The following is a 13,354-nucleotide window of genomic DNA, read 5'->3' on the forward strand; positions in this document are numbered from 1 at the left end:
ATTTTTGTTGATGAGGCACTATCTCACCGTGCTTACGAAGATACCGCATTACCTATCGGCTTTAATCAGACGATTTCCCAGCCCTATATAGTGGCGAAAATGACAGAGTTACTGCTTGCTGCAGGTCCTCTGAAGCGTGTTTTGGAAGTCGGAACAGGTTCTGGTTATCAAACCGCGGTGATTGCGCAACTGGTAGATCAGGTTTATTCAGTGGAGCGGATTAAGCAGTTACAAGATAAGTCGAAGGAGCGCTTTCAGCAGATGGGATTGAAAAATATCTATCTGCAACATTCGGATGGAGGTATGGGCTGGCCATCTAAAGCCCCTTTTGATGGCATCATCGTAACGGCTGCGCCGGAAAAGATCCCTGAAGAGCTGTTAGCTCAGTTAGCTATTGGCGGAAGGTTAGTGATTCCCGTGGGTCAGTCTCAGCAACAATTAAAGCTGGTCATTCGGGTAAGTGAGATGGGTTTTGACACCCATATTATTGAGAATGTTAAGTTCGTGCCTTTATTGGCCGGAACAATACGATAAGGAGATAGATATTGTGGGCCAACAGCGTCGCTTAAAAGATTATTTTATCTTGGCTTGCAAAGGCGTATTGATGGGCGCTGCCGATGCCGTTCCGGGTGTGTCAGGTGGAACCATTGCTTTTATTACGGGTATTTATGAAGAGCTGATCGGCAGTATTCGCCGCTTTGATCTTGATGCAGTCAGGGTGTTGTTTTACCAAGGACCGCGGGCTTTCTGGAAGCATGTTAATGGTAATTTTCTACTGACGTTGCTCAGCGGAATTATTATCAGCCTGGTGATGTTTGCCAATATCGTATTGTTTATGCTGGCCAGTTATCCCGTTATGCTCTGGTCGTTCTTTTTTGGGCTGATTCTGGCGTCAACATGGGTGATATCAAGGCATATTCCCCATTGGGATTCTACCTATATTACATTGTTTCTGACGGGGGCAGTACTCGCCTATCTAATTACCAGTTTAACCCCTACAGAGGTTCCGGTGAGTTCTCTGACGGTATTTTTATCAGGCAGCATTGCTATTTGTGCAATGATTCTTCCTGGGATATCGGGTTCGTTTATTTTATTGTTATTAGGCATGTATGCTCCGGTACTGCAAGCAGTTAAAGATGCTGAATTAGCCTTCATTGGGTTATTCGGCGCTGGGTGTGTTATCGGTTTATTAAGCTTTTCCCGATTACTGAATTGGTTATTTACAACACACAGAATGCCAACATTGGCTGTGATGTCTGGTTTTCTTCTGGGGTCATTAAACAAAGTCTGGCCTTGGAAATATACGACGGCCTACACATTAAATAGTCATGGTAAACAAGTACCGTTAGCCCAGGATAACGTGTCCCCTTTTGTCTATGAGGCGTTAAGTGGTCAGGACTCTTTCATGCTGGCATCCATTGCATTATTGGTATTAGGTGTAGTAATTGTACTCTGGATGGAAAGAGGTCAGTCAACGAACAGATAAATCGTGTATATCCGACAGAATAGCCAAGAGATAAAAATAAAAATCATTCTGATAAGCGTGATGCTTCTGATGTTGGTAGGGTGCGCCTCGGGATATGCTCCCGTGAGTGACCGTTCCAGTGCTCTTGATAATAAAGTGGAGCTGGTCAGGTCTTCCAGGTATCGGAACGCACCGGCAGCGTATCGTGTTAAACGAGGCGATACACTGTATTCAATCGCATGGCGCTACGGGTTAGATTACCGTGAGTTGGCTCGTGCTAATAATATAGACCAGCGTTTCAGAATTAATGCGGGTCAGACACTGTATTTAAAAGGCCCCGGTACTGCCGCTGCAACAGTGGCTCCTGTCTTAGCGGCATCTGTGAAGACTGAGGGGGAGTCGAATGCAAAGCAGACCGCGCCTCCAGCCGTCGCTCCTGCTACTCAAACTGAAAAAATTCAGCCGTCCACAACAATAGCTCATCAAAAAGAACCTGTATCAGCACCCGTAGCGAGTAAAGATCTGATTTGGCAATGGCCGGCAAAAGGTAAAGTCATTAGTAATTATTCAGATAAGGGTAATGTTAATAAAGGTATTAATATGGAAGGGCAGCGAGGTGAACCAGTATATGCCGCCGCTGCCGGAAAAGTCGTGTATGCGGGAAGTGGTTTACTCGGTTATGGAAATCTCATAATCATTAATCATAACCAGGAATACCTCAGTGCTTATGCTCACAATAGTAATATTTTAGTAAAAGAGAACGAAAATGTTAATGCTGGAGCGAAAGTTGCCGAAATAGGTAATAGTGGTACAACACGCACGATGCTTCATTTTGAAATCCGCAAGGATGGTAAGCCAGTTAATCCGCTACGATATCTACCCAAAAGGTAGACCATATTAATTTTGATAGTGCTAGATAGGTGATGACGGTGATGACGATTCTCGAAAAAAGTAAGCAGAAAAAAGAAGAGCTGTTACTCGATTCTGATGATGGCGATAATCTGGATATGGATACAGACGCGACTGCTGATGACGAACCTGAGTTTCTCAACAGTGGGCGGGGACGGGGTAGTCTGGCACATAAAGATTTAATGAATGCCAAATCTTTAGATGCTACTCAGCTGTATCTTAATGAGATTGGGTTTTCACCCCTGCTCAGTGCTGAAGAAGAGGTCTACTTTTCCAGACTTGCGTTAAAAGGTGATATGAAGGCGCGTAAGCGAATGATCGAAAGTAACCTCCGTTTGGTGGTTAAAATCTCGCGACGTTATATCAATCGTGGTCTGACTTTATTGGATCTGATTGAAGAGGGTAACCTTGGCCTGATTCGTGCCGTTGAAAAATTTGATCCTGAGCGTGGTTTCAGATTTTCAACGTATGCCACCTGGTGGATCAGACAAACGATTGAACGTGCGATCATGAACCAAACACGTACGATTCGATTACCTATTCATGTAGTTAAAGAGCTGAATGTGTATCTGCGCGCTGCACGTGAACTCTCTCAGAAGCTCGATCATGAGCCTACGGCAGAAGAAATTGCTGAGTTGGTGAGTAAGCCTGTAGAGAAAGTTCAGAAAGTTCTCAGGCTGAATGAGCGGGTGACATCCATGGATATACCTATGGGTGATTCCGATAAGTCTGCCATTGAAACTATCGCTGATACAGAAACCTCGGATCCTGAAGTGCTGCTTCAGAATACCAATATTAGTGGTAATCTCGACAAGTGGTTGGATATGTTGCCAGACAAGCATGCTGAAGTTTTATCACGACGTTTTGGCTTGCGTAATTATGAAATGAGTACGTTGGAAGAGGTGGGTACAGAAATCGGTCTGACACGTGAACGTGTCAGACAAATTCAGGTTGAAGCGTTACGCAAGCTACGTGAAATTGTTGAGAAAAACGGCCTGAGCAGCGAAGACTTACTTGCATAGTCGCTGCCAGTTATTTTATCCAATCCTGATTACTTAATGAGAAGGGCAAGCTTGTTGGGCTTGTCTTTCCATTCCTCCGCATCTTCCATAGGTTCAATACGCTCGGTAATATTGGGCCACTTTTCCGCCAGTTGAGCATTTATCTCAATAAATATCTGCTGATCTTCCGGGACATCGTCATCTAAGAAAATCGCTTCCGCAGGGCATTCCGGCTCACATAAACCGCAATCTATGCATTCATCAGGATGGATGACTAGAAAGTTCTCGCCTGCGTAAAAGCAATCTACCGGGCAGACTTCCACACAATCCGTATATTTACAGCGTATACAGTTTTGCGTCACTACATAGGTCATTATTCACCTCCGCACATATATTTTAGGCTGGCTATTAGGTTGCCATGGGTTGGTTGCTTTATTATGGAGCGTGCCATCAGAGTTTACTTTTTAATGAATATAGCAGCTCAAGTGCCTCACGTGGAGAGAGATTGTCCACATCCAGCTGTTTTAGTTGCTCAATGGCCGGGTGGGTATGTGAGTTGAACATATCATCCTGAATAGGCGGTGGCGGGGCCGCACGTTTGCCTGATACAACAGACTCGGCTTCCAGCTGAAATAGTTTTTGTTTTGCCTGAGCGATCACGTGGTCAGGAACCCCGGCCAGTTGTGCCACTTGTAAACCGTAACTCTGGCTTGCCGGTCCGTCATGGACTTCATGCATGAAAACGATGCTGTCCTGGTGTTCCAGAGCGTTAAGGTGAACGTTAAAGACGCCTTCCTGCTGTTCCGGAAGCGCGGTAAGCTCAAAATAATGCGTGGCGAATAAGGTAAAGGCTTTGATCTGTAACGCCAGAAATTCTGCAGCAGACCACGCCAGAGATAAACCATCGAAGGTACTGGTTCCTCTGCCCACTTCATCCATCAGCACCAGACTGTTTTCAGTGGCATTGTGTAAAATGTTAGCCGTTTCTGTCATCTCTACCATAAAGGTAGATCGCCCGCCGGCTAAATCATCTGAAGAACCCATCCGCGTGAAGATGCGATCCATAATGCCAATGTTGACCTCTTCAGCAGGAACATAACTGCCAATGTGTGCCAGCAAGCTTATCAGTGCCGCCTGGCGCATGTAGGTAGATTTACCGCCCATGTTTGGGCCGGTGATAATCAGCATGCGTCGCTCAGGATCCAGTGACAGATCATTGGCAACAAAAGGTGACTCCAGTACCGACTCAACGACCGGGTGGCGTCCCGCAATGATATGCAGTTGCGGCGTATCATGCAGGTGAGGGGCGTTGAAGTTAAGTGTATCGGCCCGCTCGGCCAGGTTGTTGAGTGTGTCCAGTTCTGCCAATGCCTGAGCGCAATCCTGCAATGCAGGAAGATGTTCTGCTAACAGGGCTATGAGTGCTTCATACAAGGATTTTTCACGTGCGAGAGCACGGCTTTTAGCACTGAGTGCTTTATCTTCAAAACTTTTAAGTTCGGGCGTGATAAAACGTTCGGCATTTTTCAGTGTCTGGCGGCGAATGTAATCAGCGGGAGCGGCATCTGCCTGGCCTTTGCTGATCTCGATAAAGTAGCCATGTACACGGTTGTAACCCACCTTAAGTGTGGATATCCCCGAGCGTTCCCGTTCTTGTTGCTCTAATTTGATCAGATAGTCGCCGGCGTTTTCACTGATATTACGCAGCTCGTCTAACTCTTCGTCATAACCTTCAGCAATAACACCGCCATCCCGAATCACCACGGGAGGGTTATCCATAATGGCTTTTTTCAGTAAGCTGGCTTGTTCCGGGAATTCACTGATCGACTCTGCCAGTAGATTGATATGAGGGGCACGATGTTCATCGACGAGTGATGCTTGCAGTTCAGGTAGATGCTGCAAGGCGTCTTTTAAGCGCTCGAGGTCCCGGGGACGTGCAGAACTCAGCCCAACACGTGATAAAATACGCTCAATATCTCCTATCCCCTTGAGTGTTTCTGCCAGGGATTCATAGCGATAGTTTTGCTGCAACCAGCGAATCGAGCTTTGGCGTTCTAGTAATGTATTTTTGTCCCTGAGCGGCTGGTTTAACCAGCGTCGCAACAGCCGGCTACCCATCGACGTGGCGGTGTTATCCATCACGCTTAATAAAGTATTTTCGCGCCCGCCCGCCAGGTTCTGATCTATTTCCAGATTGCGGCGTGTTGCGGCATCCAGAATAACGGTCTCGGAACGTTGTTCTATCTGTAGTCGGCGGATATGCGGTAAAGCAGAGCGTTGCGTGTCTTTTGCGTATTGCAGCAGGCATCCTGCCGCACCAATGGCGATGTGCATCTGCGCACAACCGAAACCTTCAAGATCCTGCGTGTTGAACTGTTGGCACAATAAACGCTGTGAGGTTTCCGGTTCGAAATTCCAGGGGGCTTGCGGGCGTATACCTTTACGACCTTTGAGTAGAGAGCCCAGATTACTGTCGTCGTTATAGAGCACTTCTGCCGGTTTAAGGCGCTCTAATTCAGCGAGTAATGACTCGTCATCCTCAAGCTCCATCAGGCTAAAACGCCCGGTGCTGATATCGACTAAAGAAACGCCATAGCGTGACTGGGAGGAGTAGATCGCCAATAATATGTTATCGCGGGATTCATCTAAAAAAGCTTCGTCACTTAAGGTGCCTGGTGTAACGATACGTGCAACCTTGCGCTCCATGGGGCCTTTGCTTGCGGCAGGATCACCAAACTGTTCACAAATAACGACAGACTCGCCGGCGCTGACAATTTTGGCAATGTAACCTTCGGCCGCATGATAAGGCAGACCTGCCATAGGGATCGGATTGCCGCCTGATTTTCCCCGTGCCGTCAGTGAAATGTTGAGCAACGCTGATGCGCGCTTAGCGTCATCATAAAATAGCTCATAAAAATCCCCCATCCGATAAAAAACCAGCTGATCCGGATGTTCAGCTTTAATTTTAAAATACTGCTGCATCATCGGTGTGTGTTCAGGCTTTGAAGCTATTGCTGTAGCTGTCTTTTTACTCATTATAAATCTGTTATGCCTATATAAAACAATTGGTTAGCTATCAACTTGTTGAGTCAGACTGTTTCTGCTGTGTTTATGGTGTTTCATGTGTATTCATTAAAAAGTTACACTTTTTTGTTCAGCCAGCCCCGGCGCTTGATCATAATTTCATGGAAATCCAGTGCTGGTAAAGGAGATCAAAACAAGTGGTGCAGGTTACCAAATCAGCCGCTAAACCGCTATCGCCAAGGGCTATCGACGCAATGAAGCCTGATACCAGGGTCTAGGCAGTTTCAATGAATTACAGCTGCCTGTCCTTCCCCTTCCCCTTCGCAAAAAAGCAGGTAAACGAATTCAGCAGGAGTCATTAACAGAACCGTCTTGGCGTCTTCCTTAAATAAAAAATGCTTGATATTGAAGATTGGCCACCACATGATCTGAGAAGAATTCATGGATTATGCAGAATATAAAGATCGTATAGGCTTATTCAGGACTTCATTCTTGCGATTTATTCTCAGGGCCTTGGCTATGGGGGTTTAATGGTAAGACCAGTTACTTTGTATATCTGCTGTTGCTTTTGAATAGGCGTTATTGTTATCTAGTAAGTTTTAAATAATTATTTGTATTAGATTAAAAGTCATATGGAGAAGTTGGGTAAATGCCTGAACTTATTCATAACAAAATAAGAATAGCGACATCTTCGTGACAAGGCCGGGTAAATGTCTCCAAAAATTAGTAATACTGATCAAACGCAATCTAATGGAATTGATTGCCTTAATATCTCCGAAAAGAAAGTAGGGCTGTTTGTTACCTGCTTAGTCAATACAATGCGCCCCTCTGTAGGCTTCGCTTCAATAACATTACTTGAGCAAGCCGGGTGCAATGTTGAGGTTCCAGAACTTCAGTCTTGTTGTGGACAGCCCGCATTTAATTCAGGTGATGATGAAGGGACACGTCAGATTGCCTATCAAACGATTAAACAATTTGAAAATTTTGATTACGTTGTTGTCCCTTCCGGGTCATGTGCAGCAATGATCAAAAAGAATTTTGTAGAAGTCTTTAAAGATCAGCCAGAATGGCTCGCAAGGGCGCAGCATTTGGCAGATATAACGCATGAGCTCCTTTCTTTTCTGGTCGATGTTTGTAACTTCGTACCCACAGGTATTGAGCTTGAGGGGTCATATACTTATCACGATAGCTGCTCAGGATATCGTTCTCTTCATGTTTATGAACAGCCCAGAAAGATGTTGTCAAAAGTGAAAGGGTTAGAGCATAACCCTCTTAATGGTCATGCTGAATGCTGCGGTTTTGGTGGAACATTTTGTGTGAAATATTCAAATATTTCTAATGAGATCGTCGCTGAAAAAATTGAAAATGTATTAGCTACTGAGGCAGATTACCTGCTCGGTGGTGATATGGGCTGCTTAATGAATATGGCGGGTAAGCTCAATCGGGAAGGGCACAAGAAAATAAAGGCATTGCATACCGCTGAAGTTCTGGCTGGTTTAGCGCCGCAGCTTTCAGGAGGCAAAGATGCAAGTTAACAAGCCTGAAGATTTTTACAATAACGTTAGCAAGGCGTTAGCGCAGCCTGATTTGAAAATGATTATTCGGCGCACGACTGATAAAGCCGAAAAGAAGCGAGCCGAAGCGATTGCTGACTTCCCCGAGTTTGAGAATGCACGTGCGCAGGGGCAAAAAGTCAAAGATCATACGATTAAGTATATGGATCATTATTTGGCTGAGTTCGAGAAGAATGCGTTGGCTCAAGGCACGATTGTCCACTGGGCGAGTACTGGTGAAGAAGCGTCGAAGATTGTTCTGGATATTTGTCGTCAGCACAAGGCTAAAAAAGTCACCCGCAGTAAGTCTATGCTGGGTGAAGAAATTGGCTTAACACATGCTTTTGATAATTCAGAAATCGAACGAATCGAAACGGATTTGGCAGAACATATCATTCAGCTTGCGGGTGATCCACCTTCTCATATTGTCTGGCCAGCGATGCACCGAAGCAGAGAAGATGTCGTCAGGCTCTTTAGGGAGTTTCACGCAGACCCAACCTACTCCGAAGAGATTACTGATCTTGTGAGAAGTGCCCGTCGGGATCTTCGTACTAAATTCTTAACGTCAGATATAGGTATCAGTGGTTCTAACTTTTTGCTGGCTGATAGTGGTTCAACGTGCACAGTAACGAATGAAGGGAACGCTGAACTCACGATAACGCCGCCTAAAGTTCATATAGTGACCGCAGGCATTGAAAAGTTAGTCCCTTCAATGGCCCATGCTGTACCTTTATTGCGATTGTTGACCCGCTCGGCTACCGGGGCAGAAATCACGCAATACATCACCTTCCATAACGGGCCTAAAAGGTCTGATGATGCAGACGGGCCTGAAGAATGCCATATTGTCCTGGTCGATAACGGGCGTACCAAAATGTTAGCTGATGGCATGGAGGAGATGTTGCGTTGCATCCGTTGCGGAGCATGCATGAACCACTGTGTGGTCTACAAACATATTGGTGGTCATGCATATGGCTCAGTTTATCCCGGGCCGATGGGATCGGTTCTGACGCCTCATTTAGACAGCCTTGAAGTGGCCAACAAACAGACTCATGCCTGCACACTCAATGGGCGCTGTGAAGAGGTTTGCCCGGTTAATATCCCACTCCCTAAATTATTACGCTCGCTGCGCGCACGGTCCTGGCAGAAAAAATATGAACCGTTAACCAACCGTTTTGTTGTGCAAGCTTTTGCCGCGTTGGCTAAAAGGCCGAGGGTGTTTCAATTGCTTTGTTCTTGCGGAGTTGTCTTTATGAAACTGTTCAGCCGTCAGGGGTGGATTAAATATATGCCTCTGACGTCGGGTTGGACCCGTAACCGTGATTTGATTGAACCAGAATCAAAAACGTTTATGCAGCAATATAAAAAGATGAAAAAAGCCAAAAGTAGTGGTGTATAAATAATGAATAATCAAAAAAGTGATATGAGTAGAGCCAGTATTTTTAGTGCGATTAAAAATGCGACACCAACCGTCACAATGGATGCAGAGACCATTCAGCAAGAAGCTCTTGAAATCCTAAAAGAAAGTGAGTTCGCCCGCCCCAGGCTTTTATCTGACGATGCAACTGAAGCATTAGTGCTTCGCATTAAAGCGGGTTTGGTTATCGGCACCAGCTGTGAAAAGATCTCTACACTCGATGACTTGCCTGCTTCGGTCAATCAATTTCTTGGTAAATATTCTTTACCTCAAGAGCTTAAAGTACAGGGTATCGATAGATTGCAAAAGCTGAATTGGCAGGGTATCTCTACGGACATAGATATTCAAAAAGATAACACGGTTGGTTTATGCTGGGCCGAGTACGGTATTGCAGAAACGGGGTCGTTTGTTGTTCACTCAAGCCCAGAAATGCCCATCCTGCTCAACTTTTTACCCTTGTACCTTATTGCCGTAATTCCAGAATCAAAAATACTCCACTATATGGATGACTATGCCCTGATAGCAAATGAGATTGCTAAAAAGGGAGAGACTCCGCGAAATATGTGTCTGATATCGGGTGTGAGTGGCACAACCGATATAGAAGGAGTGTTAGTTCAGGGAGCTCATGGACCTGAAGTTTTGCATATTATTCTTGTCGAAGATCAGTAAAAATTGATTAGGTCTATACGAATAAAATGAGCAGTTGGCCTTATTGATGGCAGGGGAAATTCCAAGAAGGACAGGTTTTGGTCTCTGCCCCTTGTGCGAGCGCGAAACCTTTCTCACTTTTCATCACTTGATCCCAAAGAAAATGCATCGTCGTACGTTTTTCAAAAAACACTACAGCAAATCTGAACTTGCTGCGGGTATTAATATCTGTCGACAATGCCACATCGGCCTGCATAAACGCTTTAGTGAAATGGAGCTGGCTAAACGACTCAACAACCTGAGCGCTATTCAAAATCAACCTGCGTTGATGGATTATTTTAAATGGGTTAGCAAGCAAAAAGTCCAATGAATACGCGCCTGATCAGAACAAAAGCTGTATATAAAAACAGTTATTTAGTATGCTCGTCTTTGAGATGATGACGTTTACATAGAGCATACTGACATTGCGATCTTTACCTGCATTCTACTATTGGAGCCATTTCCATGAATTTTTAAAATTTGTGATGGGTCCGTGTGAGGTGCTGTTAAGTAGCGCTGATAAACAATTCATCCAGGACTTTATGGCGCTGTCGAAACCACAGCAATGCCTGATTGTTCGTTTTATTAATCGTAAATCTATATTTGTAAAGCCGACGTCTTATACCTACCAAGAGGTTGACGATATTCCTGGTAATTTTAAATTTCTATTTCAGGAACAATGGTTTAAGCCCATCGAATCAAGCAATGTATGCTCGTTTATTGAGCACCTCACCAAAGGTGAGATTATTCAAATTATCGACGAATTGAATGAAACGGGGTTTACTGAAAAGCCTGCGCTGGTATATAAAAAATCACAAGCTAAATCGATATTAGTCACCTCTATAGTAGAGTCAGCTAAGCTGGACGCAGTCGTCACAACTAGCGTTGCACAGTCTTACTGGCAAGGAAATTTTGAAACACATATTAGCTACTTCCTTTATTTGTACTTTGGCAATTTCCGCTCCACATTGAATCAATTTTCCATGCGCGACCTGGGCGTTATGCGTACCCGAAAGGAGCAAGCACAGGTAATGGCACGATTCGTTGACATTGACAGCGCTAAATCTGCTTTTGAATTGCACTCTTTATTAGATGAATTGCGAACACAGCGTCATTCACTGAATCATTCGCTTATTGTAAATCATCTTGAAAGTTTACCTCGCCCGATAGGCACTAAAGCTAATGAGCTAGACGCCAAAGTAAAATTTTTATTGGCTTGCGCGCTGCTCAAAGAAGATGCCATTCATGCCATTGATGTTTTAAAAACAATTAACACGAGCGTAGCGCAAGAAAAATGGGCACGCGAGGCTTATAAACTAGGTTTAACAGACGAAGTAGAAACCGAACTCAATCGTATGATCGACGCACCATTGTCTGAAGATTTACTGGCCTTTGCAGAAGACTTTTTGGCGCGTAAATATCATAAAAAGCGTACCAGTGTTCTCACCGATATGTTGCGTGAAAACAGTCAAACTCTGCTCATTGATGAAATGCATAAAGGCGCGGTCGAACGGGGCGTTATTGCCTATTATGAGCAACGAGAGTGCAAAGCCTTTCGTACCGAAAATGAAATTTGGCGAGCGTTATTTGGCTTATATTTCTGGCATGAAATATTCGAGCTAGAGGGGTTAGGCTTAACTAACGAGTTTGAGCATGTGCCGTCCTCACTGAAAACGAATCAGTTTTATCAACTCGCCTCAGTCCACATTGAAAGGCGACTTAACAGCACGGACTCGAAAGAAAAATTGATTCAACAAATCTCTCAGTCGGCAGCAAAATACTATGGCCAGGGCAACATTATATTCAGATGGCGCAAAAATATATTAGAGCGCCTTATATTGCTTATTAATCACAGTAATCCAGACGCACTGTTATCACTGCTGAAAGCCATGACTCAGGACTGGAAAAATTTGAGCGATGGATTTCCCGATTTAATGCTGATTGAAAATGAAAGACTGCGTTTTGAAGAAGTAAAATCAGAAGGTGATCAGCTGCGTCGCAATCAACTCCTCAGCATTCAAAAGCTTCAGAGCGTCGGCTTTGATGTACGCATTACGAATGTGAATTGGACTATCGACCCAATGCAGCCCTATGCGGTTGTCGACATAGAGGCAACCGGCGGCAGGGCGCAACATCATCGTATTACCGAGGTAGGTATAGTTAAAATGATTGGCGGCGAAGTCGTGGCACAGTGGCAATCTTTAATTAATCCCCAGCGGCGCATCCCGCAAAATATCACAGCACTCACGGGTATTAATAACAACATGGTCGCTGATGCACCATTATTCGCTGAAGTAGCCGATGATATTGATGAGTTCACTAAGGGATGTGTATTTGTCGCTCACAATGTTAATTTCGATTATGGCTTTATAAAAGAGGAGTTTGCTCGCGTAGAGCGGCATTACCGACGACCAAAACTTTGTACGGTACGAGAGATGCGAAAACACTATAAAGGCTTGCCCTCTTATTCTTTGGCAAACCTAACGAGGCATTTTGGTATTGATATGCAGTGTCATCATCGCGCAATGTCAGATGCTATTGCTGCGGGTGAATTGTTAAACATGGTGAACGAAAAACGACTTAACAATAAAAGCTGACCATAGCAGGAAATGCTGATCCGATTCATTAATGCAAACGTACGAATTTATAGTAATTGTTTGCCTTGAGGAAAGTGTATGCAACAGACTAAATTTTGGATCAAGGATATTAAGTCGCAACCCACCACGGTAGATATGCTGACAGTCTATTCTTATGAGATGAACGTTTACCTTATTAAACTTAGCGTAGGTGATAGCACAGGCTGGGTATATGAGGGCAACAGTCCTAAGCGTTTTACCAGCTCGCAACAGATCCGGGATGTCTTTGAAGGCCTGAATATATTGGCTTCGCAAATGTTACATGAATCGCCATATGATGAGATGATCGGTAATCCAACGTCTGTACAAAGCACAAGTATGCTACCTTTTTCTATGAGACAGCCATACTAGCTAAAGTATGAATCGCCCTGATAACCTTTAGGCTTGTATCTTTATTTTGCGGATGAGAGTTAACGCCCGACTTATTTAAAAACGGAAGTTCTGATGAAAATATACAGAATAATAAGTTTTGCAGCTCTTATGCTTACTGTGGCGTCAGTCAATGCCAATGTCATGGTAAATTATATAGAAGGTGCGCCTAAAGATCGCTTTGTTATAACCAATACCGGTGAATGCTCGTTACAGACTGTTCGGGTCGATATTGACTTAACCAATACAATGGGGGGCTTGATCTTCGACACTACGGCAAGCGGTGCCGGAGTGGA

At 44.5% G+C, this 13,354-nt stretch carries 13 protein-coding genes; 11 read left to right on the forward strand and 2 right to left on the reverse strand.

Features of this window, described 5'->3' with window-relative positions:
• The 4 genes from ABY436_RS15565 to rpoS all read left to right on the forward strand — a co-directional run.
• The coding region (locus ABY436_RS15565; RefSeq protein WP_372739855.1) for a protein-L-isoaspartate(D-aspartate) O-methyltransferase at window positions 1–534 on the forward strand (534 nt) is incomplete at its 5' end.
• A gap of 13 nt (window positions 535–547) precedes the next feature.
• The gene (locus ABY436_RS15570; RefSeq protein WP_372739856.1) at window positions 548–1,486 is read left to right on the forward strand and encodes a DUF368 domain-containing protein; all 939 of its coding nucleotides are present in this window, start codon (window positions 548–550) and stop codon (window positions 1,484–1,486) included.
• Between the two features lie 102 nt (window positions 1,487–1,588).
• Entirely contained in the window at window positions 1,589–2,356 is a 768-nt protein-coding gene (locus ABY436_RS15575; RefSeq protein WP_372739857.1) for a peptidoglycan DD-metalloendopeptidase family protein, read from the forward strand.
• A 41-nt stretch (window positions 2,357–2,397) separates the two neighbouring features.
• Window positions 2,398–3,396, forward strand: a complete 999-nt coding sequence (gene rpoS, locus ABY436_RS15580; RefSeq protein ID WP_372739866.1) for an RNA polymerase sigma factor RpoS — start codon at window positions 2,398–2,400, stop codon at window positions 3,394–3,396.
• A gap of 29 nt (window positions 3,397–3,425) precedes the next feature.
• Here rpoS and fdxA read toward each other — a convergent pair whose 3' ends face one another.
• Both fdxA and mutS read right to left on the reverse strand, forming a co-directional pair.
• A complete protein-coding gene (gene fdxA / locus ABY436_RS15585; protein ID WP_090724998.1) occupies window positions 3,426–3,749 on the reverse strand; it encodes a ferredoxin FdxA in 324 nt (107 codons plus the stop codon).
• Window positions 3,750–3,825: 76 nt separating this feature from the next.
• Entirely contained in the window at window positions 3,826–6,411 is a 2,586-nt protein-coding gene (mutS, locus tag ABY436_RS15590) for a DNA mismatch repair protein MutS (protein ID WP_372739858.1), read from the reverse strand.
• A 698-nt stretch (window positions 6,412–7,109) separates the two neighbouring features.
• Here mutS and ABY436_RS15595 point away from each other — a divergent pair.
• The 7 genes from ABY436_RS15595 to ABY436_RS15625 all read left to right on the forward strand — a co-directional run.
• Entirely contained in the window at window positions 7,110–7,934 is an 825-nt protein-coding gene (locus ABY436_RS15595; RefSeq protein WP_372739859.1) for a (Fe-S)-binding protein, read from the forward strand.
• On the forward strand, window positions 7,924–9,348 hold the full coding sequence (locus ABY436_RS15600; RefSeq protein WP_372739860.1) for a lactate utilization protein B: 1,425 nt from the start codon (window positions 7,924–7,926) through the stop codon (window positions 9,346–9,348). The genes ABY436_RS15595 and ABY436_RS15600 overlap by 11 nt, the downstream gene beginning before the upstream one ends.
• Window positions 9,349–9,351: 3 nt before the next feature.
• On the forward strand, window positions 9,352–10,035 hold the full coding sequence (locus tag ABY436_RS15605; protein WP_372739861.1) for a lactate utilization protein C: 684 nt from the start codon (window positions 9,352–9,354) through the stop codon (window positions 10,033–10,035).
• A gap of 46 nt (window positions 10,036–10,081) precedes the next feature.
• Window positions 10,082–10,384, forward strand: a complete 303-nt coding sequence (locus tag ABY436_RS15610; protein ID WP_372739862.1) for a hypothetical protein — start codon at window positions 10,082–10,084, stop codon at window positions 10,382–10,384.
• 94 nt (window positions 10,385–10,478) lie between these two features.
• The gene (locus ABY436_RS15615) at window positions 10,479–12,650 is read left to right on the forward strand and encodes an exonuclease domain-containing protein (RefSeq protein WP_372739863.1); all 2,172 of its coding nucleotides are present in this window, start codon (window positions 10,479–10,481) and stop codon (window positions 12,648–12,650) included.
• A 78-nt stretch (window positions 12,651–12,728) separates the two neighbouring features.
• Window positions 12,729–13,040 carry a DUF6482 family protein gene (locus ABY436_RS15620; protein WP_372739864.1) on the forward strand — a complete coding sequence of 104 codons (312 nt, stop codon included), beginning with the start codon at window positions 12,729–12,731 and terminating at the stop codon, window positions 13,038–13,040.
• A 129-nt stretch (window positions 13,041–13,169) separates the two neighbouring features.
• A partial coding sequence (locus tag ABY436_RS15625) for a hypothetical protein (protein ID WP_372739865.1) occupies window positions 13,170–13,354 on the forward strand: 185 nt, incomplete at its 3' end.

Origin of the sequence: Neptunomonas sp. (assembly GCF_041601355.1) — a bacterium.
Taxonomy (GTDB): Bacteria; Pseudomonadota; Gammaproteobacteria; order Pseudomonadales; family Balneatricaceae; genus Neptunomonas.